This is a genomic window from Legionella waltersii, from assembly GCF_001468085.1.
Classification (GTDB): Bacteria; Pseudomonadota; Gammaproteobacteria; order Legionellales; family Legionellaceae; genus Legionella; species Legionella waltersii.
This window is the reverse complement of sequence record NZ_LNZB01000060.1, coordinates 48,207-73,164: the sequence shown is the minus strand read 5'-3', so window position 1 is coordinate 73,164 and position 24,958 is coordinate 48,207. Positions and strand designations below refer to the sequence as shown.

The window sequence follows — 24,958 nt, the reverse complement described above, 5'->3', positions numbered from 1 at the left end:
TTTTATCTAATTGATGTAATAAAGAACTATTGTTTAAGATATTTTATTTTCTGCTTCATAAACCCTTACGATTTGGGTTCGCCTTTGGTATCTTTGGTTTAGATGTTCCAGATTTTTACAAGGATGTGAATATGGCGAACTCACAACAATTACCAAGCACAATTACACAATTTATTTGGTATTTCATCAAAGAATCTCCATGGCTCTATACTTTATTCTTTCTGGCGCCAGTGGTGATGGTTCTCGAAACGAATGTTATTCCCTATTCCTTAAAGATGATAGTAGATGGAATTGTTAACCATCAGGGTGGAAGATTAACTATTTTCCAATCCATTGCTCCTGCATTGTGGTTGGGTGGTATTGCTTGGTTTAGCTTTATTATTGTGTTGCGTTTACACAATTGGTGGCAAGCTTATTTGGTACCGAGATTTCAAGCTAAAATCCGTATGACTGTTCTTAGTTATCTCATGCAGCACTCTCATCACTTTTTTTCGAATCAGATGGCTGGGAATCTAGCCAATAAAATAAGTGATATACCTCGCTCAATTGAAGCCATTCGTAAAATCATTTCCTGGAGTGTAATTACAACGATTGCTGCAATCACGGTTTCGATGTTCTTTCTCTTAACGATTAATTCCTGGTTTGCAGTCATTTTATTAACATGGATTTCTATTCAACTGCTAATAAGCCTATTTGCAGCAAAGAAAATCAATAAACTCGCTAAAGTTAACGCAGAAGATAAGAGTCAACTTAAGGGAAAAATTGTAGATACTTTAAACAACATCAATACGGTAAAGTTGTTTGCTCAGAATGAGTATGAAAAGAAATACGTGATGAAATCTCAATTGAAAGAAGTTCATAGTAACAGCCGACTGATCTATTTCATTAATGTCTTCCGTCTTTTTGTGGACATACCTGTAAGTATTATGCTTGTCGTCATGATCTATTCAGTAGTTAGTTTTTGGCAAAGAGAGCTTATCACTACTGGCGATCTCGTCTTCATCTTTACAACCTCTTTCGCCATCATGACGCAAATGTGGAACCTAAGTAACTCTCTATGCGATTTGTTCATTGAGGTAGGGATTGTTAAGCAAGCCTTAGCCATTTTATCGATACCTATCGAAGTAAAAGATGCCGAAGACGCCAAAGAGTTAAAAGTAACTCAAGGGGAGATTCGATTTGATAATGTGACCTTCCATCATAAAGAAGGACTTGAGCTATTCAATAATAAATCCTTAGTGATACCTCCTAAGCAAAAAGTTGGTTTAGTGGGATATTCTGGCAGTGGAAAAACCACTTTTATTAATTTAATTTTGCGTTATTTTGATGTGAATGCGGGACGGATTTTGATTGATAATCAGGATATCAGTAAAGCTACGCAATACTCTTTACGCAAATCCATCAGCATGATCCCCCAAGATACTCATCTTTTTCATCGTACGTTGATTGAGAATATTAAATACGGTAAAGAGGACGCAAACATTGAAGACATTGTCGCTGCAGCGGATATGGCTAATTGCATTGATTTTATTCAAAACTTATCGCAGGGTTTCGATACAGTAGTGGGCGAACGCGGAACAAAACTTTCAGGTGGCCAGAGACAGCGAATTGCCATTGCGCGCGCATTTTTGCACCATGCGCCTATTTTAGTTTTAGATGAAGCTACCTCTCAGCTTGATTCTCTAACTGAAGAGTATATCCAAGAGTCACTACAATCGTTATGTGAGGGTAAAACAACGATTGTAGTTGCTCATCGCTTATCAACCTTATTGCATATGGACAGAATTTTAGTGTTCGATAAAGGGGTGATTGTAGAAGATGGCTCGCATGAGGAACTGATTGCACGAAATGGGCTTTACAAATCCATGTGGGATGCTCAAACGGCTGGATTCCTTCCGGAAGAGGTCAAAGAGGGTATTCTGCGCAACGAGTTTGCTCAACCGTATTTGCCGCATTTTGAGTTGGCGCAATGAGTGGGCGGGTCTAAATGGGCGTAAATGGGGACGGCCTACTGGGGTCCGTCCCTGAGGAATCGACACATTTTTTAAAAAGGGGCATTTATACCAAGGGTCAGGTGCTTCGCCGAACGGGCGTTGTTATTAGGTTCATCTATCTGGCCCTCATCGGTCCGCTTGCTGACGCGCGCGGCTCGGTTCCTTCTTTGCTGTCTCAATCAAATCCCAGTCATAGAAGGGAGTGAGTCGGTCCGCTTGCTTACGCGTGCGGCTTGATTTCTTCTTTGCTTGCTGAATCAAATCCTAGTCATAGAAGGGAGTGAGTCGGTCCGCTTGCTGACGTGCGCGGCTCGGTTTCTTCTTTGCTGTCTGAATCAAATCCTAGTCATAGAAGGGAGTGAGTCGGTCCGCTTGCTGATGTGCGCGGCTCGGTTTCTTCTTTGCTGTTTGAATCAAATCCTAGTCACAGCATGGAGTGAACCGAGCCGCGCGCGTCAGCAAGCGGATACGGAACTATCCGCTTTCACGAATGACGCCGCTAAGGCAGCGCCATTCAGCGAAGCGCCGAACCTACGCTTACTGACCATCAAAAAAGAGATTAGTTGGGGCACTATAATAGGTGTCGATCCCTCAGTGTCCGTCCCCTCTAGACTAGGTTGTTACTAATGATGGTGACTCTGCCTCTGCTCCTGGCATTTTAAACAAGATAAAATTAATAACAAAAAACAAAATGCCGAAGCTTATAGAAATTAACCATTGAGTTTGGAGCGAATGGAGTCCTAATACAAGGAAAGAGGCACGAGACACCTCAAAGAGACGAATGGACTTATTGCCATTTGCTACTCTCCCCAACAGATAGAGTGTTAAAAGAATTACAGCCCCAAAAAACCAGGAAAGGCTCTTAGCCGGATCGTAAATTACTGACAAATAAGTATACAAAGAGACAGCCACTGCAGTATTAAATAGCATATAGGCGAATGGTGAACTTTGATTCTTAGCATGAATGATTTGTTTTTCGGTGGATGCATTTTCTTTTTTCAGTTGATTGATAATCCATTCTGGGGGCATAAAGAATGCCCTAACCAGATTCCAACTATTTCTAAGCTTTTTGCCATAATGTAAAACATCTTTAACTACTTTAATATTGGCGTAAAAAGGATTCCAGGAGTCTAATGGCTCGGTCACACCATAAATGACCGACTCATTCTCAGGCTCAAAGGTTCCAAACAATTTGTCCCAAATGATTAAGCTACCGGCGTAGTTTTTATCAATATACTGAGGGTTCGTGCCGTGATGCACTCTGTGATGAGATGGGGTATTGAACACATACTCAAACCACCCCATGTTCCTGATGGATTCGGTGTGAATCCAAAATTGATAAATGGTATTGATGGCAGAGACAATCACAAACATCCAGGTAGGAAAACCAATTAACGCTATGGGCAAATAAAATACCCAGGAGGTCAGTGTTTGGAAATAACCTTGTCTTAATGCGACCGATAAATTAAAGAGCTCACTTTGATGATGAACGGAATGTCCAATCCAAAAAAAGGTAATACGATGACTTGCTCGGTGGTACCAATAGTAAAAAAAGTCAACTGAAACCCACAAAATGAACCATGAAAATATAGAATGAGAGTTTATCTTAAAAAGAGCAAAGTTCTCATGGATGTAATAGTAAGGAAAGATAAGCAACGCACGCATTGGAAGGCTTGCTATTTCTTCTAGAATTCCACTGCTAAAGTTGTTTATAGAGTCATTAAATTGATAGAGTTTTGTTTGTTTGTAGTAATCAATAATGCTCTCAATGCTGATTAGTATTAAGAACATAGGTGCAGCAAACACCATTAAATGAATATCCATATCGATCCTTTGGTGAGCTTTATAGAGTTCTTTGTATAGTTTCTCTTATTTTACTTTTGAAAGTAAATAAGAGAAACCACCAGGACTTACAAATAAATCGATTTCTTTGTAAGCCCTTATTGCCAAATCATTAAGGCCTAAAGTAAGAGAACCCTTCTTCTTTACTGTGATCGAGTAAAAAGGGATCCAAGATGAAATCGTATATATTTTTGAGGTCGTTTTTCATGATGTCATCAGCGCAGTAATTGATGCTGTACATCAATAATTCCATGGATTCAGAATCGGACAGCAAACCTTCAGTATGGATGCTAGGAAGTATTTCCTCAGCATTCATAACAAACTGCTTAGCTATTGGCTGCCCTGTTGCAATTTGAGTTTGATAATATCTCAATATGACCTGCAATTGGCTTTTGAACTTCACGAGATCACCAAATAGTGTCGAATAAGGGGTGTGACATTTTAGCGCTGAGATTAAACGCCCTGAAGTTTTAATCAGTTGATCTAAAAACTCCTGGTTGTTCATTGCCGCCTCTCCTTTTTGAAGATCCACCAAAACACTCGTTTGTGTGTTAACTAGATTTTGAAAATTACGAACGACTCTTTCAATGACCTCACAGCTTTGTTGATCTTGTAAAATTTGATAAGCCTCAAGGCTTGTTAATGGAATTGGAAGACCAGTTTTTTTATCCAGTCTTTTATTTTGGTGAGTACTTTTTGAAAACATAAGATTCCTATTGTGTTAATCAAGCGCTTTCTAAAACCCACTGAATCTGGATATATCTAGAATAGGTATACGATTTGCAAGTTTATTAGGCGCAGAAGTGTTGCAAAAGAAGAACATTATATACAAAATTTGGTCGATTGTAAATTGTATAAATAGATTAACAATTTTATGCATTGTACAAAATATGTAATATACTTTAAAACGATAGCACTTAAAAATAAGGTATAAATCATGGACATGAAGAAATATATTTTATCGCTTTCATTGTTTACATTGATAAGCACTTCAGCGTTAGCAACGACTCAAGAGGGTGAAGATGCTTATAACAAAGGTTACTACGAAAAAGCTTTTATTTTGTTATCGCCAGAAGCGGATAAAGGCGACGTAAAGGCTGAGTATTTATTAGGAAAAATGTACTTTAATGGTCAAGGCGTTAGTTATAACGGCGATAAAGCTGAAAAATATTTATCCGCTGCAGCCAATCAAGGAAACGTTGATGCGCAAGTTTTATTAGGTGATTATTATTGGTATTTAGATACTTCTGATGGTTATAAAAAAGCATTTGAGTGGTATCAAAAAGCAGCTAATCAAAATAGCCCTGATGGTCAATATGGCATGGCCTATATGTATGAAAAAGGGATATCTGTTCCGCAGAATTTAGAAACGGCCTTGGTTTGGTACAGAAAATCAGCCGATTTGGGAAACCCTCTGTCTATGTTTGCAATAGGTTATTTCTACGACATGGGGACTGGGGTTAAACAAGATAAACAAGAGGCAGTTAAGTGGTATACCAAAGCAGCTGATCTTGGTAATACAAAAGCAATGTTCAATCTTGGGTTGATGTATGAGCAAGGGGATGGATTACCCGCGGACAACAATAAGGCAGCTGAAATTCTTGAGAAGGCAGCTAACTTAGGTTACGACAGAGCGCAATATGAGTTGGGTTATTTATACGATAGTGGAAAATTAGGAAAAGCGGATTATCAAAAAGCAGCCCAATGGTATCAAAAGAGTGCTGATCAAGGTTATGTTTATGCTCAGTACAGCATCGGAGATATGTATTTTTATGGCGATGGTGTTACCAGGGACATGGAGCAATCCGTCAAATGGATACAGAAAGCGGCTGAACAAGGATATGGTAAAGCTCAGAATCGATTAGGGGTATTCTATCGAGATGGTATTGGTGTGAAAGTAGATCCGATTGTCGCTTATGCCTGGTTTACTGCCGCAAAAAGCAATGGTTATGACAAGGCCTCAGAAGGACTTTCCGATCTTGAAAAATCACTTAGTCAAGCTGATTTAGAAAAAGCAAAACAACTAGGTAATGAATACAGCGCAAATTATAAAGCAAAAAACAAATAGATTCGTTATAAAGCCCGTATTACTCTGCACTAATACGGGCTTTATCTTTAAAACAGATCGTGTAATTAGGGTATGTAAATAACGCACTGGTTTTTTTGTTTATAGAATCAGTATGATGAACCCTTTTTAGGGTCATTAACTCGTCTTCTTTCAACTGAATCCGACTAGGGATAGTTGCGCGACTTCCATCATTAATTTTTTTGCCTAGAGTACTTTTTTTCTTTACTATTCAGTCCAGGAATTCACTTTTTGAAAGCACTGTTTAACAGGATGTTTTATGACGTATCATTGGATTTTGCCATTTTTGTTTATTTCTACTTTCGTTCAAGCCAATTGCCAGATGTATTTCAAAGACAAGCCTTTAGACAAAAAATTGAAGGATCCCTTGTATAAGCTAGTCACCGCATCAGAGATCTGTGTACAGTCTATTCAAGAGCTTCGGAGAGAGCTCAAGGTTCATGGATTAAAAGAGCGAATTGCGATGGTTGCAAATCGTGGCAGAAATAATCCAAATTTAGGTAGTTTTAGTTTTTTTGAGTCAGTGTATGGTCAAAAGACCTCTAGTTTAGAAATACGGCATGGTGAGCTCTTTCTTGGGTATTTCACTGGCTTGGATCATTCAAGGCTATTTCTAGATCAATATCCGGAAGACAGTAAGCTTCTTATAGAAGCTATTAGTTGGGATAATGAAAAAGAACTGTATAACTTTTACGAATTAAGAGGCATTGATCAAGGAGGGACTCGTTGGTTTTACAGAGGGGATTCCAAAGATGCTTATAAAGACAATCAGTGGTTGTACCGTGATTCCCCTAAAGGCAAAGATCATTTTGGGAAGCGAATGCGTTGCTCAGCTTGCCATAATTCGGGTGGGCCGATCTTAAAAGAATTGACGTCACCTCATAACGATTGGTGGACAAAAAACAGACCTCTGATATTGCAACCAAACGACCCAGATTTTGATGTAGAGGAGCTGGTTGAGCAGTTGGTTAATGCGAATACATTTGCAGAGGAAGTTAAACAAGGAATGCAGAACATTCAAAGCAGCAATCGCTTGGATAACTTTCATAAAACCTTGTCGCTGCAAGAGCAGTTACGGCCTTTGTTTTGCACGACTGAAATTAATATTGCCTCGAGCATGGATGACGATTTATCTCATGTTTCTATACCTTCAGGTTTTTGGTTAAATCCTTTGTTAGGACATTTTGAAAAGAAGATCCCTTCTAATCAATATGAACAATTGCTTACAGAAATGAACATGCAGTTTCCTGAAAATGGTTTACGCGATGCTGATCATCGTTGGCTGACCCCGGTTAAGGGAGTTGCTGATCTGCAAGCTATAGAGAAATTGATTCAGGATAAAATCATCACTAAAGAGTTTGCCTTAGCGGTATTGATGGTTGATTTTACCCATCCAGTATTTTCAGAAAAACGTTGCGCACTCTTAAAATTAGTTCCTAACACCAGAGAACAGTGGATGTTCAAATTCAATCAAAACTTAAGTCGCTATGGTGCGAAAACACAAGATCTCGACTTGTTGCTCAATGTATTAATCCTTGGAAAATTAGATTATCGTTTGATGTCTAATAAAATCAAATTCTATGAACAGCTGATAAATCAATTCTTGTCTTCTAAAATGGGTGTAAAACAGCAGATGATGCGCTTGGTTGAACTTAGAATGGCTGTTAAAACGAATGAGTTATCAAAAAATCCTCTGGGGCAGATATTAGAGCCTGGGTTTAGAGTGATTTTTCCAGAAATTAGTGATTAATGAAAAGAGGGCTATCGACACGGGGACGGACTCCAGTGGGGTCCGTCCCCATTCTAGGGTTTAGGGAGACGGACTCTAGTGGGGGGCGTCCCCATTCCTGGGTTTAGATTGCATCCGCTCCCTCACGGTCGCGGCTCGGTTAGTTCAGTGCCAACTGAGCCGCGACCGTGAGGGAGCGGATATTGTTTATTCTGGGGCTTTTAAAATAATATTCGTAGAATTTCCACCGCCCACACTAAACTCAATTTGAAGATGTGGGATATTAAAGAGGAATAGCGCAATTATAAAAAACAGACCAATCACAATGTTTCCTAAGCAAATCCATTTCTTTTCAGTGTTTTCATTAAATATTGCGGTAACCCCATAATTCAATGCAAATAAGAGAATAACAATGAGATAAAGGAGAAGATTGCTCTCTATAGAATGGTCTTGCAATATTCGATAGGCCATCATTAGGCTTATAAAAAACAAGACTACTCGATAAATTCTGAGACCTATTTTTACCCAGTCTGGATAATCTGATTTAAGGCTTCCATCTTGAAAGTAGGCGTTAAAAAATAATATACCAGCAGTGGTTAATGGAATAAGCACCACAAGTGGGTTGATGTATTCCGGGCCGCCAGTTACAAAATGAGTGTGGTACAAAATAAAATACAACACGCTAATAATGGCTAACAAAGGAAACAGATAGTACATGATTCGCAGCAATAAATAGCGCATGTTATGGATAATCGTAATATTCTGGAGTCCCACACCTAAACCAATAAAGAAAAGAACAGTGTTGCTAATTAATTTAAAATCGTGATTGTAGAAATATAAATCCCATAAAAAATTGCTGCCTACTGTTTTAAAAACAAAGGCCCCTAGGACGATCAGTAAATTAGTCAGCGAAATAAAAATCGAGGCAACAATGAGTAGAGGTATGGTATTCCAAACAGCAGCGAATAAGGAGCTGTAACTCACTCTCCAGGTGTTGTCATGATGAAAGGCGTAATGGAAGCAATAGGTGACATAAAAAAAGAACGGGAATCCAAGCATGAAGGTAAAAAAATGCAAGTAGTTTCTGATCGGCAGCTCCAGCTCCATCGGTAATAGGGGAATGGATAAAAAGAGAGATGCGATGAAACTAGATCCAACTAATTTCAGCAGATGCATGTTGTTGTAGGTTAACACAAACAACACTGCAAAAAGACTAATGATGCTGTAATAAAAGATCGTGGTAACGTGGTTACGTAATAATAAATCCAGTACGGTACCAAGGACTAGCCCAATCAAGGTAAAAATATACATTTCCTTTTTGTTTGCCATGGTGTTCAGTCTCCACTCCTTGGTTATGAGTTTATTAGTGATTAAGAAATTCACAAAGCAACCTTTGAAAATGATGGGTGCCTTGCTCTTTGGTCGGCGAAAACCGTCCTGTATTATAATAGCGGGATTTTATGCCTATTTGAACTGATTCTACAATTGCTTCATCTTCCATTTCTACTTGATCAAGATCGCTCCCGGCTCCTTGGTCTAATTTAGACTCGTCTAAAACAAAGGTTAAAAAGGATACCTGGGTTAATTCTGGTGTGATTGGTTTAACGACATTCACTGAACATCCCCATGGATAAAAGTTGAGCATGGTGTTGGGGAAAACCCAATAATAATAGGCTGATACCTTTTTGCCATAATCAGGAGACTCTTTAGGTAAGTCGAAATAGGTCTCGTCGTTATACGCTAAAGCCAATTGCAAATTACAGTATCTAAAGAGCTCTGTGGTGTATGTTGTACAGTCAATAACCTGTCTTAGTCCAGGATGAACAAAGGGTATGTGCAAGGCTTCAAGGTAGTTTTCGCAATACAGTGCCCAGTGGGCCTTGACCTCGTAATTTTTTGAGCGTTGTTTATCCAAACGCATAGACTCTATAGGAAACCAAAATAAACGCTCTTTAATGTCAGCAAACACTTCTTGAAATGAAATGAACGGTTTTAATGAGGCAAAAAGAAATGGTTCCATCGTTTGTGAGGGGATTTGGCTTAAATGATCGGATGCAGAAGGAAAATTTTGAGTTAATTCAAACTCAGGCATATGCAGCAGTTCTCCGCAGAAGTTAAATCGCCTGCCATGATAGGAACACTTTATTTTTTGAGCAACGCAAGGTTTATCAATCAGTAAATTTCCTCGGTGAGTGCAAACATTACTTAGACAGCGAATGATGTTTTGCTCATCCTTGGCAAACAGTAAAGGCTCATTAAGGAATTCCGGCAGTAGAGTAAAGGGAATCAATTGGTTCTGCTCAGTAAAAGCGTCTGTACTTAGGCAAAATTGCCAAGTTTTACTGAAAATATCTTCCTTTGTTTTTTCAAACCAATCTATGGATGTATAGAATTCAGAAGGGATGGTTGAAGCTTTGCTTATATCTGGGTCAATGTATAATGGTTTCATTGCTACATCCTTAGCGTTAATGGTGCATTTACTGGTCCGCTTGCTTATGAGCGCAGCTGGAATAAAAAATTCGCTTATTGGCCGGGATCTGTTGCTAAAACTAAATTAAATATTGATTGACTGTCAATCTATTTTATTCATGAACTCCGTCATAGACATCGATGAATAAATTCGGTCATTTCTGATTTAATTGCCACATAATGATTGATTAATTTACCCAGTGGTGTAAAATTGCCCATAATTTCCTTTTAAGGGGTTAATTATGCGCTGGAGTCAAGTGTTATCACTTATCAATGGTTTGCTATTATCCTCGAATGTAGCATCGGCTGTAATCCATCAACCTGTATTTAGTCCTTATGTGGATATTACCTTAAACACCCATTGGGATTCCCAAACTCAAGACATGGAACCTATGGACTTGCTAGGTCCAGCAAAGCAATTAGGCCTAAAATCGTATCATGCGGCGTTTATAACCGATAGTGGCCAATGTCAGCCAGCTTGGGGGGGGCAACAAGCCTACTCAGTAGCAAAACATTGGGGAAAGCGCGAGTTCGACAAATTAGCTGCAAATCATGTAAACATGCAAGTTTCATTTGGAGGGGCTAGTGGGACAGATTTGTCTTACTCCTGTGATAGCAAGCAATTACTGGCTGTATTTAAAGACGTTATCAAGCACTATCATGCTGAGACCCTAGACTTTGATATCGAAAATGGCACAGCAAATATTCCCCGCATTATGGATGCTTTGCAATTACTCGTACAAGAAAATCCTGATATTCATCTCAGTTTTACTTTGCCCGTTATGCCTGAAGGTTTAACTTCAGTGGGTGAAGACATTGTTCGTGCAGCCAAGCAAAAGGGACTAAACTTTCATGTCAATATTATGGCGATGGATTATGGCCCTGTGTATGCAGGGGATATGGGAGAATATGCCATTTCAGCCGCTACTCAATTGCATCGCTTTTTACAACAACTGTATCCAGAACAGAAATCAGAATCTATTTGGGAAATGGTAGAAGTCACGCCTATGATTGGGGTAAACGATGTCAATGTTGAACAGTTCACTTTATTTAATGCAGATCAATTAAGGTTATTTGCTCAATCTAAGCATTTAGGTGGATTAGCAATGTGGTCTCTAACCAGGGATAAGCCATGCGCAGATCTATGGGCAAGCCCTGTTTGCAGTGGGAACAATTTACAATCCCATGATTTTGAATTTGTAGAGCATTTACTTTGAAATGCAAATTACCTTAATCATTTCATAATAATTTAGGAATATACTATATAGTAAGACAGTGGATCCTCTTGGCTTTAAATGCTGTATTGAAAATCGAGATGTCTAATGATTGAAAGAAGAGATAAGCTAGATAAACAGTTTAAAGCTTTTAGAGGTAAACTTGCCCAAAAGGAAAAGGGATACTTCGAAATAGTATTGAAATTCAATCAGTTTATGGAGGATTATTCTGCTCATCCTATCCCACTTACAGCATTAAGACATGAATTAATAAGTTCTAAAGACATTACTCAAAAACTGGGTGATGGTGGATACAATCGCGCGCTTGGCGCAATGGCAGCTGTAAAATTCAGTATCGATGATGCTCTTGAGGTCCTATCCGGACCAAGAGACTCTCCTCTTAAACAACAATTAGCTACTTTAGGGGAGCTCTTAGCGGTAATGTATGCCAAACCACTCGATAATACAGTGGCAAACAAAAGTATCCTTTTAGCTTTAATGAAAGAATTACTTCAACTAGACATTGAAAATGCTCATGATGCTCTGGTAGTGAAGGACATATGTCTAAGAGCATTTGTTCTTTTAAGCACCCTGGAGCGTTCACTTTCCAAACTAAGTCGGTTAGGAAAATTTGGAGTTGAAAAGGCAACTCGCTTGAAGGTCGAGGATTTACTAGCTGATATTAACCAAATGCTCAAAGAGCTTGAAGCTAAAATAGAACAGCTTAAGGAATCACAAGCTAATAACGCATCTGTAGAAGACCTTGAAGAGGAAGTCTTACAGCCCTCTGCTCAATCCTCTCAAAATGAGCCTAGCCCCTCTGAAAGGCTACAAGCATTACCGGTTAAAAAAACGGTTAAAGATCAAGCAGTTATTATACTAAAAGAAAAAGCAGGTGATAGGATTGATCTGACTCAGGTAGCTGACAGTCTAGGTGTTTTGAAAATGGATGTGGCATCTGTGCTCCGTTTAAAGTCAGAACAAAGTAAAATTATTGATGATATTCGCACACTTCAAGTACTTTCTAGAGATCTTGCGCTCAATAAAGAAAAAATTAAAGGGGTGTTGTATGTGCACGAATTAGTAGAACGGCATAGAGATGCCTTAAAACTATTAGGTAATCTTTCACAAGGTGATCCTAATTTCCAAAAACTCAACGAAAACTTATTTAAAATAGAGCATCCTGATTTAGCTAGATACCTTATTTCTAAAGGGTTATGGGTATTAAGTGGCATTGGTTCTCTGAGTAATATGGCCTATCGAGCTGCAGCGCCTAAAAAAGTTAAAGAAGTCGTAGAGGCTATTGCTCCTGAGACTTTAGATAGCCAAAGTAAGAAACTGCTTGAGAAGGTAGTCATGGATCGGCTAATAGAGTTAAATCAACAACTGGTGCGAGTACAAAAAGAGCTTCCTCAAATACCCAACCAAGAGGTGATTTCAGTGGAATTTCACAACTTGGTATTGGCTCAGGAAACAGCCGTGTTGCAAGAACAAAGCAGCGCCTTAGAGTTTTTACACCGTGAGGTACAATCTGTCGTTGAAGTTGAGAAAAGATATTCAGAACTCTGCGCGCGGGCACTAAAACGCGTGGTTGAAGATCCCCAAATACTACATCCTCTTCAAATCTCCTTGTTAGGTGAGATGAAGGCTATTTGTTTAGAGATTTTGGTGCAAAAAAGAAAGAGTGAGGATCAAAAACTCAATGAATTGCAACTTCAATTACGAAAGCTGTCAGTCGGCTTAAATGCCCTTGTTGCAAAAAGAAAGGATATGGAAGCTAAGAAAAAAGAATTTGACCAAGAACTAGGTCAGTTTAAGGCGGGTTTATTTGATAATTTCAATGTGACGTTTCTTACTCGGCGTAATGAGCTATTAGAGGAAAAATTAAAAGCGGCTCAATTGGCTGATGAAGCTTACGCTAGAGAACTCTCCGATTTTGAGAGCAGTTTTCCTACACTAAAGGATTTAACCCAACGTGAGTCTGTTGACGAACTAGAGCAGGTTCTCCAAGCACATGCACTCGTACAGCAAGCAGTGAGTCATTACGTGGATGTGAGAAAAGACATTAAGCTTATTGATGAGTTAAAGAGTAGTAAAGACCAGATGGCTGCATTTGTTCTGGAAAATGCCGTTACATCGACCTATTTTTGGAATTATTTAGTAGAGCTTTTTACGGGTAAAAAATCCAAAACGGTGCAAATGATTGAAGAGGCACAAAAGTTAAATGGGCAAATTGAGCAATTTAAGAAAGATTTGGAACGAAATGCAGTTGAAGCTAATGAACAAGTTAAAGGACATTTTCCTACTTTACAGTTACCGGTAGAGGCATCAAAATCATCCGATGATAAACCGAAGCAGGAAACCCCTGGTCAGGTAGAAAAACTCAGAGCCCAACAAATTCTATCACATTCAAAATTTTTCCTAGCTCAAATAAAAGGGGGAGACAGTGATGGTGCACCTTCTCCCGATGAAAGTAATCTCAATGTGCATTAACAGAGTTTAGATCACTGTTTTCTAAGATCCTTGGGGACGGACCCCAGTGGGGTCCGTCCCCATTTTTGGTCCCCATTTTTTGGGTAACCCTTTTTTGGTGTTATCTCTGTTATTTCTCTGGAGATGCTATCCGCTCCCTGATGGCTGAGGGATCGACTCATTTTATAGTCCCTCGGCTAATCTCTTCTCTGATGGTCAGAGTAAGCTTAGGTCCGGCGCTTCGCCCAATAGCGCTGCCTTAAGCAGCGCTATTCGTGAAAGCGGATAGTTCCATATCCGCTTGCTGACGCGCGCGGCTCGGTTCACTCCCTGCTGTGATTAGGATTTGATTCAGACAGCAAAGAAGATACCGAGCCGCGCGCGTCAGCAAGCGGAGCGATGCGGGGCGTATAGAAGAACATAATGACACCGCTTAAGGCATCGCCATTAGGCGAAGAACCCGACTTTGGGTATAAATACCCCATTTAAAAAATGAGTCGATCCCTCAGCCCTGATGGTCGCGGCTCGGATGTTGTTTGTGCAAACCGAGCCGCGACCATCAGGGAGCGGATAACGATCTGAACGGCTAAAAATTAATCCCTAAACCAGTAATACGCGATTACCAGATGACAATATGAGCAATCTGGATTATTGTTGAAGTTGTTAGCCTGCAAAAAAGGAGTCGTGCATATGATAGGGTTGAGGGAACGGTTTACCAATTGGCGCAAAGACCAGGCTTTACATGAAGAGAACTTTATTAAATCAGCTCTACTGTTTGCAGCTTATACGCAAACAATTGTGAACGTTCAACAAGTCACTCGTGACTTTAATAACCACGAATCGGAGGTTTACCAGTCCTTTGACGTCTACGGAGGCCGTTCTGTTGGCGTTTTACTGTATTCCAAACTGTTCATAGAGCAGTTGCTGGAAACGAACCATCAAATGAACACCATAGAGCGCCAGTTACTCTCTAAATTAAATGATACATTGGCAGGATGCTATGAAAGTCCAACAACGAATACTAAGCAAAAAGTAGAAGATTTGATTTCAACCACTAAGCACCTGTTGAGTTTGGATCTGGAGAATGTATCCAATATACAACAGGCCAAAACCCTGTGTTATATTTTGTATATTTTTCTAAGTACAGTCATTTTATCAGTGAGTAAACTCAGTAGAGCCGCATTGTTTCTTATCAATCGCTTCGTGGATTTGGATAAGCTCATGAGAGATGTACATGATTTGCGAACTGAAGCAGAAGAACGAGTAGGGCAAATGGATGAAATAATCCTACAAGAGCGGGTTAAACTTGCTACTAGTTCTCAACATTCCAATCAATCCATTCAAGAACATTTTAATCTAAGGTACTTGTTGCTGAGTAGTCAAAAGAAAGATGAGGAGGATCAATTAAGTGTTCTTGATACGGGAATGAAAGACGTTATTGAGGGATTATCGCGCCTGATTTATTTGAGAGAAGAGCAGATTAGGATAAAGAACCTTATCCCTTCTGTTCAAAGTCTTTTAAGATCTTATGAAGCCAATGAAGGGAAAGTCACTGGTAGAAAATACATATGGGAATTGGTAGAGCAGAATAAGAGTGCCTTTGAACAATTAATGAGTGTTTCTTCAGGTCAATTAAAATCCAAATTAGAGAATAACTTGCGGCAACTGCAATCCCCAGATCTTATTCAATATATAGCACTTGCAATCGGTGCTTCCATCAGTTGGTTAACTTCTCCTTTTCGGGCTGTGTATCGTTATGTAACCCCAAAGTCTATTCAAGAGCGAATTCCCATGCTCATTCAAACTTTAGACAGTGAGTCTAAGTATTTACTCAAAGAGATGGCTTCAAGGTCAGTCAATCAATTGTCGAATCGGTTGGCTTCTGTAAGAGCGGAACTGTTAAAGCTACCGGCACAATTGGCGTTGAACAATCCCCAGTTAATGCAGTTAATTCAAGAGGATACGTCTGAACATTTATCTCAATTAGTGAAGGTCAATACTGAGATAAGATCTACATTGTGTAGTTACATAAATCTGATTACAAAAATAAAGCACGATCATGCTGTCTTAAAACAATATCAACAAACCAATGCAATTCTAGCCAACTTTATTACTAAAAATGATGGTTTTTGGGTTCAGGTTTCGAATTTTTTTGCTCGCTTTTGTTCGATATTTAAGACGAAGACGGCTGAGATGATAGAAACTGCACGAGTGCTGCAATTACAGATTGGTCAATTTGAAAATGAATATCATCAAGAAGTGGAGCAAACAATCGTTCAGGTAGAGTCGATGCTTACCTTGGAACCAGGATTAAAAGCACAATTGATTACTCAATTGCGTCATATAGAGTCTAAAAGCAATGATTTTGAAGCAATTGATGATCTAAATCGAGCCCAATTGCTTGAACTGATGGATGAAACTGCAACTCAATTACGGAGTAGATACTCAAACCGTTTATTTTTTAAAAAACCAGCGGATGGAGAAGAAAGTGAGCCAATGAAACTAATCTTCCAACCTTTTGGCTAACCTTAGGGGTGATATGACTCAGGATCTTGATCAAGCAACGGTGATTGATTATTTAAATCAATACCTTAAATGGCATAACATGCCCATTGAGGTGAATAGAGATGGAATCTGTAATGGCATAGCTACCGTATACATCCAATATGCATTGCAAGGAAAAGAGAAAAAGTTTTGGGAGTTGATAGAGCAAATCGTTTCTTTGAAGCCTAAAGCAAACATGGAAGCTGAAATCAATCAATTTGTCTATGATGTTGTATTGGCCTTACATATCGAACACTTTGGATACAAGTTGAGTCAATCAACTTCAATGCAGGCATTAACCATCAATAATAAATCGATGTATTCGTCTTTTGATTTTGCAATAACCACCAGTACTCATCATTGGCAAAAAATACTGAAAGAAATCGATTTAAGACCTAATGAAATGATGAAAATATCCAGCACTAATCATTCTATCGCCATTAAAAAAACTGAAAAGGGGTATAGGGTCTTTGATCCTAACTACTCTAAAGGGGTAAGAGAGTTTGCTGATGAAATCGCATTGGTTCATGAATTGTATTACAACGTGTTTAATTTCCGTAATCGTTTTTACTTGCCGGTGGGACCTATGGGAATGTCCGTAAGTATAATAAGGCACCCAGAGGATATGAGTCCAAGGGTGTATCCTGAAGTGACCAAGTTGTATGACAAGTATTTGAGTCAGCAAAACATCAATGATGAGTCCTACGTATGGTTTGGTAATAGTACCAATACATTACAGAAGGCAGCAGCCTCCATCAATGATGAGGGAGTTATCAATCATTTGCTTGCAAAAGGCGCTAAAGACAACAATTGGAAAGCAGCTGCTGTAGCTATAGCTAACAATAATCATAAATCACTTAGGGCATTGATTGGAAATAATAAAGACACTGTTATGTTTCAAACTTTTTTTATGTTTGCTCTAGAAGAGGGAAGAGAAGAGATAGTTGATACCTTGTATGATTTAAAAAAGGCTTTGCCGTTATATTCATCACAAGCCATTGTTGCTGCAGCAAAAGGTGGAAATTCGCACCTTCTCGCGAAAGTCATTGATTATTATGAGCGCACTCATGCAGGGTTAAGTCAATTGGATTTTGCCATTTCAGCAGCCATACCTAGTGGTAGTGTCGAGTCTGTGAAATTATTGGTTAGCAAGTATGAGCAAGCTTCAGGTGCCTTGACTGCTGAACAACACTTAAATTATTTACTGAAGGCCATTCGATGTAATCAACCCTATATGGTGAGTTATTTTATAAAGAACGTTCCGCCTAAACGATTAAAGCAAATTCATATCAGCACTCGGTCTGCAGAGCACACTCACTTGTTTATAACGGAGGAACTGGAAAAACACCATGTACCCATGACCAATAATGCCAAAGCAGTGATTGCGCAAAAACGCCATATTCCCCTAGACTACATGAGTCAGCTGGGAATTTATCTAGCAAAGTTCACTGATTTTATAAGGGAAGTTATACTGCAGCAGGATGGTGTCTATGCTAACGCTCCAACTCCCAAGAAGCCTTAAAGAAAGCACTCGACAAATTGCATAATAAGAGTGTGAGAAAAAGCCCCTAATACAGGGGCAAATAAGATTATCGAATTGTTTTAAAGACTTGCTTTAATTTCAAAGGAGAAATTTGTTGTCCATCTTTGATGGCAGCAGCAATCATATTTGGGATGCCAGTTTCGTAACTGCAAATCACGTCGCCGCCTTGCTCATGAGGAATTCCTGGAGCATTCATGCTGTCCAAAATTTCATTGGAAATTTCTAAAGCAGTTTCCTCTGAATCCCCTTCGACTGGAGCAATAAAGAAGCCCCACATTGCATCAGAATTGTAATAGCTTAGGTTGTAGGCAATATACATTTCTGGACCAATTTGTTCAACCATCGGTAGGCCTTCTGATTTAATGTCATTGATGTCTGGGCATCCACCTTCCTGTTGAGCCATGGCTGATCCAGCGATAACAAGCGCACTTAGGAAGGTCGTTAATTTTGATTTAAACGTCATGTTTTATACTCCTGATTTGGTTTTAAAATCTGCGCAAGAGTATCATTTGTTTTGCACATTTACAATTGATTTAACGGTGTAGAATGAGTTGCTTTAGGCACTAATTCCTTAGAAATCAATTGCATGAGCAATTTGATTTGCTTGGTGTACATGGTGTTGTCATATCCACCTTCCAAGCCCCAATACAATGAAGCAAAACAGTCTGGATTATCATTATAAAGTTTGAAGACCTCTTCGTAAAAATAACTCAAATCTCCATCATTAAAACGATAGGTCTTGGCGCTTTCGTACCCCATCATGCGACCATCAACAAATTTACCACAGGGTGCTGTTTCATCTTCATGCGAATCCCAACCTGTAGGCATTAATAATGCGATTTGAATTCCCTTTGATTTTGCGAGCTTCACTTTTTCTTTGATTTGTTCCAGAGCAAAAAGCAGAGCAGGATGAACCCCAACTTTTTTTCGATAAGTGTCTTTTAAATCCACCATGAAATAATCGTATTTATCGGAGCTCCACTTTTGAATTTTTTGTTGAGTCGTTGTTCCTTTCGTACTAAATTCTAAGTTGATGTCTTCCGCGTTTTGGCCAGGGTAGACTCTGCTATCGAATACATCGATATGACAAATTGGGAGATGTGAAAATTGTCTACGTAAAACATCACAAAGACCATTGTCTCTATTCACATCAGTACCAACGACCATGTATTGCAAGGGTTTGCTGGAAGTTAATTCAGCATGCTTTATTAACAGGGCTGTTTTATTAAGTACGCAAAAACCTGTACCAGTTTCGCTGAAAGCATGATGAGAAGGTAAGCCAAAGGAGAACGTCGCCTTGGTTGTGCTCATCAACGTTAGAGCGCAATCTTTCATGAGAATTTCAAACGTTTTTGGGGTAATGACTATGTCTGAATTTAAACGTTTAATCCCAGTTTTATGAGCAAGAATACAGTTTTGAATGATCTCCAACAGATATTCTTCAGTATGCACCCCTTTTAGAACCTTTAATAACCGATCACTTGCAGGGATTTCCTTGAAACTGGTTTGAGCATTTTGCCAATCAGCCTCATCAATCGCTTTGAACAATTTTAACCACTTATTGGATAATTCACATTGTTCAGTGGTAATTAATGGGACCGGACTGTACTCCTTAACAACCTTTGACATGTTCTTTAATCGAAGTGATTGGTCTTCATCAGCACCAGCAGGCATATAACGGGTTTCTGTAATGTCCGAATCAGCCAGGATTTGAATTTTTAGATCGGTAGTGTTCATAGTGCAGTCAGAATCAGTTTTAGCTTTAATCTTGTCATTTTTAAAAAATCCTTTTTTCATTCGTGTTCCTTTCCTAAGAGCCAAGACTTGTGTAAAGTTCTTGTAAAATAGGGTAGGCTAATTAAGTATTAAAATCCAGATCCATTGTTCGACAAGAACATAAGGCGACTTATTCATGATCCAACACCAACTCATAGAGCTTTCCCCTAAACAGTATGGGGTTCATTTAATTACTCGTGAACTAATGCATCAAGTAAACCTTGTTGGAGATGGGCTTATGCATTTATTCATTCAACACACATCCGCCGCTCTGGCTTTAAATGAAAACGCTTCACCAGATGTCCTCAGTGATGTTCAGGATTTTTTTAACGAGATGGTTCCAGAGAGCAAAAAGTACAAGCATAATGAGGAAGGTCCAGATGATATGCCTGCACACATCAAATCTATATTGTGTGGATCTTCATTATCAATTCCATTTCAAAACAGTCAATTACTGTTAGGTACATGGCAAGGAATCTATTTAATGGAATTTAGACAAAATGCCGGACCCCGACGAATTGTCCTAAGTCTATTGAGCTAGACGCTGGTTAAACACAATCCAGTCGGAGCCTATAACTGAAACAAGCAACTATTAAAGGAAAAATGCGAATGAAAGCAATAGGATATTATCAATGTCTACCTATTCATGATGAGAGTGCATTAATGGAGTTAGATGTACCAAACCCCAGCGCATCTGGTCATGATTTGTTGGTGGAAGTGAAAGCCATTGCGGTCAACCCAGTGGACACCAAAATTAGACGCAATGTGGAGCCCGAGGCTGGAAGACCTAAAATATTAGGCTGGGACGTGGCGGGCATTGTTCAGGAAGTTGGATCTGAAGTCACCTTATTCAGACCTGGCGATGAAGTGTGGTATGCAGGTGATTTGACTAGGCCTGGGGCAAATAGTCAACTGCATTTAGTGGATGAGCGCATTGTTGCTAAGAAGTCCAAATCGCTCAATTTCGATGAAGCGGCTGCCTTACCCCTCACCAGTCTAACGGCTTGGGAGCTGCTTTTTGATCGTTTACAGTGTACGCCTGATGAAAAAGGAGTTTTATTAGTCACTGGAGCTGCAGGTGGGGTTGGTTCAATTTTGGTGCAATTAGCCAGGAATTTAACTCAATTAACGGTGATTGGAACTGCATCACGGCCAGAGTCCGTTCAATGGATTTTAAACAATGGCGCTCATCATGTTATCGATCACAACACAGATATGAAATCTCAATTAAATGCTCTGCAGTATTCTGAGGTGGATTACGTGATTAGTTTAACGCACTCCGATGAACATGCTAAAGCTTTAGTCGAGGTCTTAAAACCCCAAGGGAAATTTGCTTTAATCGATGATCCACAGAATTTAGATATCAAGCTTTTTAAGCTGAAAAGTATCTCCATTCATTGGGAAATGATGTACACGCGATCCATGTTTAAAACCCCTGATATGATTAAGCAACATGATATTTTAACGGAGGTGGCAAAGCTTGTTGACGCAGGCCGGATTAAAACTACCGTTGCGGAATGTTTGGGACGAATCAATGCAGAAAATTTACGCAGGGCACATGCATTATTAGAAAGTGGACGGTCTAGAGGAAAGTTGGTTTTGAGTGGGTTTTAGTCAATTTGTTATCGTGCACTTGATTTTCCATCCTTGCTTTTACTGGAGCTGCACCGAATGCGCAGTTCCAATATAGCCTCTTTGGGGGAGTTTCAGAATAGGTCTGATGACAACTCATTAACTTATGGAGAGTATAAACTGTCCAAGTACTACACCATTACCCGTAATATCTAACAATTCACTCGCCGTTCCTGCAGCAAATTGGAAAAAACGTATGACGCATTGGGCTCCAGGAATGACTGTAGTGCAGTTTGTTCTCGATTGTATGGTTGCTGACATCAAAATGGTGGAGTTTGTAATTGGCCCTACGTCAATATTACTTAGTGTCACCCCCCGGAATTGGTGATTGTAAGGACCCCGTAGGGCGCATCCATTTGATTTAACTCGATTGTGCAAATGGCATAATCACTATAAGCGCAGGGCTTTATCTTTTGATTTTCTGTAGAAACTTGAATCGTAATCCTCTTTGTCGAATCGCTTGTATTGATTGGGACGGCATTCGAAGAATAGAAAGGCATCATGCATAAAGTGATAGTTGCAATCCACCGTAGCTTTCTTTTTAGTTGATTCTGACTCATTGTATCTCCTTTATTGATTAAGGTGGTGATCCACCTACAGCACAGTCAATGGAAATCGCTGGAACCGCAGTAGCTGATTCTCCTGACGTTTCACTCGCTACTTGTGTCGAGGCAATCGTAGCCACGGAAGCTACTCCTTCTACTACTGTTGGGGAGGGACCTTCGTTTTCGCTTTGAGAGCTTGAGGAGGCTGAAATATCAACATTACCCTCAGATCCTGATGGGGTCTCTACATTACCTTCAGGTGGCATTTGAGATTCCGATACTTGTCCATTAGGATTAACAAGCGAGGTCTGGTTTGTTGGTAGCGAGTTATTCCCGGCTAAGATTTGACCATCTGCTAAATTCACGTAAATTCCATTGGAAGTCGCATAAATGTGAGCACTCGTTCCCATGATAGCTAGAGCAATAATTGGGGTATTGAGTACTTCTTTTGATTTTCCTGTGGTTTGAAATTTTAGTTTGCCTTTTGATAATTCAGCATTGACTTGCACTTCATTTGGCTTTGAGGAATAGGCTATTATTTTGTAGTCTGAATTATCCCCTAAATTCACTAACGTGCCATTGTTGTATTTAATATTGACTAACGATTTTGGTCCAGTTTTGATGGCATCTCCGACTGCCAATTTGGCACCGCGTACCAAAGAGGTTTCTGAATTGTGTCTAATTACAGTTGCTTTATTGGATGCAAAAAGCACTGTTGCGACGTCTTCGGCAAACGCGTTGTTGATGGTTAAAAATAAACCGACTAAAATGACTTTTTTCATACGGATTCTCTTTAATGGATTTGTATTCAATGTTTGTCCTTGTAATTAACGCTTAATCTATTTATGGCTATGGATAAAGACTCCATCCCAATGTTCTGGTGGAGGGGTCTTCTTAAACTGGGCAATGCGATCCAAGTACAATTGGTATAAGTAAGTACTTGGGGCGCTAGCCAGTAAACTTTTAAAACTTGTTTCGGCTTCTTTCCAATTCTGTTGATAATAGAAATTTAAAGCCATTAGGTAACGTTGTAACTCCGTTTCAACTTCAGTTGTTACACTAGCAACCATACCTAGAGGTTGATAAATAGTCAACGCACTTGCTCGTCCTTTAACAGCTACTTTATCAATTGGACGCCATACAAACTTATTTTGCCCTGCGTAAGTTATATCATTGGTTAAGATAGGGACTTTATAGAATTTAGTTAAATCCTGCAATCGCGATCCCAGATTAACAGTATCACCAAGTACTGTGTAAGCGCGACGGAATTTTGAACCCATGTCACCAACGTTCATAGGGCCAGTTGCTAAGCCCACCCCAATTTGCAGAGAGGGTAATCCCTTTTCAAGGAGCTCAGCATTGATGATTGGCAGGTGCTCAATCATGGTCAAAGAGGTGGAAACAGCATGATAGGCATGTTCTTTATCTTCCATGGGAGCTCCCCAGAATGATATGACCATGTCTCCAACGTATTTATCAATAGTACCTTTGTTATTGAAAATAATTTCGGTGATGGGTGTGAAAAAAGAGTTGAGTAAGTTCTTCACTTCAGTAGCGTCTAGATTTTCACTAATGGTGGTAAAGTTACGAATGTCTGAGAACAATACAGTCATGGTGCGAGTTTGTCCTTCCATGCTGTGATGTTCAGGAGATTCAAGCAGCTCATTGACGTAATCCTCAGGAACGTATTGTCCGAATAATTGTCTAATTTCTCGTTTTTGGCGGCGTTCAGTAATGTATGAAAAGGTAAAGTTTGATAGGGCAAGTAGACTGATTAAAATAACCAATATTCCAGGTGGTAAATACATGTTATGCATTGAAAACAAATAGATGCTTACACCTATTGAGCCTAGAATGAAGGCTATGGACAATATCAATTTACCCACGACATACAGGATCGAGAAGCTCGATGAAAGAAGCAAACCAAGAACAATAATAATTAAGGCTCCATAAAGAGAGCGCCAGTCGAATTCATGGGGTATTTGTTGAGAAGCGATCCCCTTGATTAAATTACCTACCATTTCAACCCCGGGGAACAGTTGATAGGCAGGTGTTGGGTGTAAGTCAGAGAGCAAAATCATCGAGGACCCTATGACCCCGATGGAGCCACTCAGATCCTCTTGGTTAAAGTGATGATTCAAAATATCGCTTGCTGAATAGTAAGGGAGACTGCCGGCACTTCCCCAAAAGGGAATTAGCATTTGCCCACGAGCATTCGTTGGTACATTAATTCCATCTAATTGCAGCCCAGAGAGATGGCCATTTTGGTGAATAAATTGAATATGGTTTACCATTAAATAATTCATTGCAATTGCAAGGGATAAACTTGGATAGAGTTTTCCCTTATGACTTGCCAAGGCAAGGGCTCTTCGTACAGTGCCATCAGAATCAGGTAAATTAGTAACAAATCCTCCAAGAGTTGATGTTTTAATAAAAGAATCTAAAATTCCATCATATCCAGGAAAATGATAAAAATCGAACTTGCCAGGATTGATTGGCTGATCCTTATCGTTTGTTAATGCGGGGGGCAAGCTCCCTTTCTGGACGTTTTCTTCATATTGAAATAAGAAGCCAAGTACTACATTTTTATCGGTTAATTCATGTAAAAATTGTTGATCATTATCCACCTGATTGCTAATTTTATTAAGGGCAGTAATCAGCTCATTTTGTTCCTTTGTTGAATTGGCAGAATATTGCAACAGTTTCTTTTTTAAGGCTGTTGCATAATTTGTTTCTGGGTCAGACATGATGATGTCAAGGCCAATAGTGACCACTCCACTTTGTTTCAAAATGGAAATTAATTTTGCCATTTTATCCCTTGGCCAAGGCCATCGACCCTCCTGCTTAACGGATTCTTCATTGATGTCTATAATCACAACATTGGGGTTATGCGGTTGGGGACGCAAATTAAGTTGAACGATTTTATCGTAAATTTGGTTGTCCAAATTGTTTATCAAATCGCTCAAAACAGGGGCGTGAATGACCAAGTGAAGCAAGACCAGCAAGGTACAGCTTATTCCTAGCAGGAACTCAATCCATTTGGTTTGTTTTATCGACGTTTTGAATTGATAAAACCTATTCACACCCAGCAATCCTTTTGATTTTTTGATAA

19 protein-coding genes are annotated in these 24,958 nt (G+C 39.4%); 9 read left to right on the top strand and 10 right to left on the bottom strand.

All coding sequences use genetic code 11. The features are described from left to right. The first annotated feature begins 131 nt into the window (after positions 1-131). A complete protein-coding gene (locus tag Lwal_RS13525; protein WP_058481340.1) occupies positions 132-1,973 on the top strand; it encodes an ABC transporter ATP-binding protein in 1,842 nt (613 codons plus the stop codon). 633 nt (positions 1,974-2,606) lie between these two features. Here the strand turns inward: Lwal_RS13525 and Lwal_RS13520 are convergent. Both Lwal_RS13520 and Lwal_RS13515 read right to left on the bottom strand, forming a co-directional pair. After that, the gene (locus Lwal_RS13520) at positions 2,607-3,818 is read right to left on the bottom strand and encodes a sterol desaturase family protein (protein ID WP_058481339.1); all 1,212 of its coding nucleotides are present in this window, start codon (positions 3,816-3,818) and stop codon (positions 2,607-2,609) included. A gap of 130 nt (positions 3,819-3,948) precedes the next feature. Continuing rightward, positions 3,949-4,542, bottom strand: a complete 594-nt coding sequence (locus Lwal_RS13515) for a hypothetical protein (protein ID WP_058481338.1) — start codon at positions 4,540-4,542, stop codon at positions 3,949-3,951. Positions 4,543-4,773: 231 nt separating this feature from the next. Here Lwal_RS13515 and Lwal_RS13510 point away from each other — a divergent pair, with 231 nt between their 5' ends. Together Lwal_RS13510 and Lwal_RS13505 are read left to right on the top strand one after the other, a co-directional pair. Beyond that, on the top strand, positions 4,774-5,904 hold the full coding sequence (locus Lwal_RS13510; protein WP_058481337.1) for an SEL1-like repeat protein: 1,131 nt from the start codon (positions 4,774-4,776) through the stop codon (positions 5,902-5,904). 277 nt (positions 5,905-6,181) lie between these two features. Beyond that, a complete protein-coding gene (locus tag Lwal_RS13505) occupies positions 6,182-7,672 on the top strand; it encodes a hypothetical protein (RefSeq protein WP_058481336.1) in 1,491 nt (496 codons plus the stop codon). A 186-nt stretch (positions 7,673-7,858) separates the two neighbouring features. On the opposite strand, the gene Lwal_RS13500 is transcribed toward Lwal_RS13505, so the two are convergent. Together Lwal_RS13500 and Lwal_RS13495 are read right to left on the bottom strand one after the other, a co-directional pair. After that, positions 7,859-8,980 (bottom strand): hypothetical protein, encoded by a 1,122-nt coding sequence (locus tag Lwal_RS13500; protein WP_058481335.1) that lies wholly within the window; start codon positions 8,978-8,980, stop codon positions 7,859-7,861. A gap of 34 nt (positions 8,981-9,014) precedes the next feature. After that, positions 9,015-10,100, bottom strand: coding sequence for an SRPBCC family protein (locus Lwal_RS13495; protein ID WP_058481334.1), 1,086 nt, complete (start codon positions 10,098-10,100; stop codon positions 9,015-9,017). 262 nt (positions 10,101-10,362) lie between these two features. Here Lwal_RS13495 and Lwal_RS13490 point away from each other — a divergent pair, with 262 nt between their 5' ends. The 4 genes from Lwal_RS13490 (at position 10,363) to Lwal_RS13475 (ending at position 17,872) form a co-directional block, all read left to right on the top strand. Further along, positions 10,363-11,337, top strand: a complete 975-nt coding sequence (locus tag Lwal_RS13490) for a chitinase (protein ID WP_058481333.1) — start codon at positions 10,363-10,365, stop codon at positions 11,335-11,337. A gap of 105 nt (positions 11,338-11,442) precedes the next feature. Beyond that, on the top strand, positions 11,443-13,827 hold the full coding sequence (locus Lwal_RS13485) for a hypothetical protein (protein WP_058481332.1): 2,385 nt from the start codon (positions 11,443-11,445) through the stop codon (positions 13,825-13,827). Positions 13,828-14,496: 669 nt separating this feature from the next. Beyond that, a complete protein-coding gene (locus tag Lwal_RS13480; RefSeq protein ID WP_058481331.1) occupies positions 14,497-16,332 on the top strand; it encodes a hypothetical protein in 1,836 nt (611 codons plus the stop codon). Between the two features lie 13 nt (positions 16,333-16,345). After that, a complete protein-coding gene (locus Lwal_RS13475) occupies positions 16,346-17,872 on the top strand; it encodes a hypothetical protein (RefSeq protein ID WP_058481330.1) in 1,527 nt (508 codons plus the stop codon). 67 nt (positions 17,873-17,939) lie between these two features. On the opposite strand, the gene Lwal_RS13470 is transcribed toward Lwal_RS13475, so the two are convergent. Both Lwal_RS13470 and Lwal_RS13465 read right to left on the bottom strand, forming a co-directional pair. Beyond that, complete coding sequence (locus tag Lwal_RS13470) at positions 17,940-18,356, bottom strand: DUF4949 domain-containing protein (RefSeq protein ID WP_058481329.1); 417 nt, start codon at positions 18,354-18,356, stop codon at positions 17,940-17,942. A 59-nt stretch (positions 18,357-18,415) separates the two neighbouring features. Continuing rightward, complete coding sequence (locus Lwal_RS13465) at positions 18,416-19,690, bottom strand: arginase family protein (RefSeq protein WP_058481328.1); 1,275 nt, start codon at positions 19,688-19,690, stop codon at positions 18,416-18,418. A 115-nt stretch (positions 19,691-19,805) separates the two neighbouring features. Between Lwal_RS13465 and Lwal_RS13460 the strand changes: the two genes are divergently transcribed. Both Lwal_RS13460 and Lwal_RS13455 read left to right on the top strand, forming a co-directional pair. Further along, positions 19,806-20,210, top strand: a complete 405-nt coding sequence (locus tag Lwal_RS13460) for a secondary thiamine-phosphate synthase enzyme YjbQ (RefSeq protein ID WP_058481327.1) — start codon at positions 19,806-19,808, stop codon at positions 20,208-20,210. A gap of 68 nt (positions 20,211-20,278) precedes the next feature. Beyond that, positions 20,279-21,283, top strand: a complete 1,005-nt coding sequence (locus Lwal_RS13455; RefSeq protein WP_058481326.1) for a zinc-binding alcohol dehydrogenase family protein — start codon at positions 20,279-20,281, stop codon at positions 21,281-21,283. A gap of 117 nt (positions 21,284-21,400) precedes the next feature. Here the strand turns inward: Lwal_RS13455 and Lwal_RS17745 are convergent, their stop codons facing one another. From Lwal_RS17745 to Lwal_RS13440, 4 genes are read right to left on the bottom strand one after another with little or no spacing between them, the layout of a single operon-like run. After that, a complete protein-coding gene (locus tag Lwal_RS17745; RefSeq protein ID WP_133141256.1) occupies positions 21,401-21,613 on the bottom strand; it encodes a hypothetical protein in 213 nt (70 codons plus the stop codon). Continuing rightward, on the bottom strand, positions 21,610-21,861 hold the full coding sequence (locus tag Lwal_RS13450; protein WP_058481325.1) for a hypothetical protein: 252 nt from the start codon (positions 21,859-21,861) through the stop codon (positions 21,610-21,612). Before Lwal_RS13450 ends, Lwal_RS17745 begins: the two co-directional genes overlap by 4 nt. A 17-nt stretch (positions 21,862-21,878) precedes the next feature. After that, positions 21,879-22,628 carry a FecR domain-containing protein gene (locus tag Lwal_RS13445; protein WP_058481324.1) on the bottom strand — a complete coding sequence of 250 codons (750 nt, stop codon included), beginning with the start codon at positions 22,626-22,628 and terminating at the stop codon, positions 21,879-21,881. A 57-nt stretch (positions 22,629-22,685) separates the two neighbouring features. Then, positions 22,686-24,929 carry a CHASE2 domain-containing protein gene (locus Lwal_RS13440; protein ID WP_058481323.1) on the bottom strand — a complete coding sequence of 748 codons (2,244 nt, stop codon included), beginning with the start codon at positions 24,927-24,929 and terminating at the stop codon, positions 22,686-22,688. Positions 24,930-24,958 lie beyond the last annotated feature (29 nt).

What these genes read in the sequence shown, in the direction of transcription:
- Lwal_RS13525 (WP_058481340.1), top strand. Translation starts at nt 132, where the DNA reads ATGGCGAACTCACAACAATTACCAAGCACAATTACACAATTTATTTGG.
- Lwal_RS13520 (WP_058481339.1), bottom strand. Translation starts at nt 3,818, where the DNA reads ATGGATATTCATTTAATGGTGTTTGCTGCACCTATGTTCTTAATACTA.
- Lwal_RS13515 (WP_058481338.1), bottom strand. Translation starts at nt 4,542, where the DNA reads ATGTTTTCAAAAAGTACTCACCAAAATAAAAGACTGGATAAAAAAACT.
- Lwal_RS13510 (WP_058481337.1), top strand. Translation starts at nt 4,774, where the DNA reads ATGGACATGAAGAAATATATTTTATCGCTTTCATTGTTTACATTGATA.
- Lwal_RS13505 (WP_058481336.1), top strand. Translation starts at nt 6,182, where the DNA reads ATGACGTATCATTGGATTTTGCCATTTTTGTTTATTTCTACTTTCGTT.
- Lwal_RS13500 (WP_058481335.1), bottom strand. Translation starts at nt 8,980, where the DNA reads ATGGCAAACAAAAAGGAAATGTATATTTTTACCTTGATTGGGCTAGTC.
- Lwal_RS13495 (WP_058481334.1), bottom strand. Translation starts at nt 10,100, where the DNA reads ATGAAACCATTATACATTGACCCAGATATAAGCAAAGCTTCAACCATC.
- Lwal_RS13490 (WP_058481333.1), top strand. Translation starts at nt 10,363, where the DNA reads ATGCGCTGGAGTCAAGTGTTATCACTTATCAATGGTTTGCTATTATCC.
- Lwal_RS13485 (WP_058481332.1), top strand. Translation starts at nt 11,443, where the DNA reads ATGATTGAAAGAAGAGATAAGCTAGATAAACAGTTTAAAGCTTTTAGA.
- Lwal_RS13480 (WP_058481331.1), top strand. Translation starts at nt 14,497, where the DNA reads ATGATAGGGTTGAGGGAACGGTTTACCAATTGGCGCAAAGACCAGGCT.
- Lwal_RS13475 (WP_058481330.1), top strand. Translation starts at nt 16,346, where the DNA reads ATGACTCAGGATCTTGATCAAGCAACGGTGATTGATTATTTAAATCAA.
- Lwal_RS13470 (WP_058481329.1), bottom strand. Translation starts at nt 18,356, where the DNA reads ATGACGTTTAAATCAAAATTAACGACCTTCCTAAGTGCGCTTGTTATC.
- Lwal_RS13465 (WP_058481328.1), bottom strand. Translation starts at nt 19,690, where the DNA reads ATGAAAAAAGGATTTTTTAAAAATGACAAGATTAAAGCTAAAACTGAT.
- Lwal_RS13460 (WP_058481327.1), top strand. Translation starts at nt 19,806, where the DNA reads ATGATCCAACACCAACTCATAGAGCTTTCCCCTAAACAGTATGGGGTT.
- Lwal_RS13455 (WP_058481326.1), top strand. Translation starts at nt 20,279, where the DNA reads ATGAAAGCAATAGGATATTATCAATGTCTACCTATTCATGATGAGAGT.
- Lwal_RS13450 (WP_058481325.1), bottom strand. Translation starts at nt 21,861, where the DNA reads ATGAGTCAGAATCAACTAAAAAGAAAGCTACGGTGGATTGCAACTATC.
- Lwal_RS13445 (WP_058481324.1), bottom strand. Translation starts at nt 22,628, where the DNA reads ATGAAAAAAGTCATTTTAGTCGGTTTATTTTTAACCATCAACAACGCG.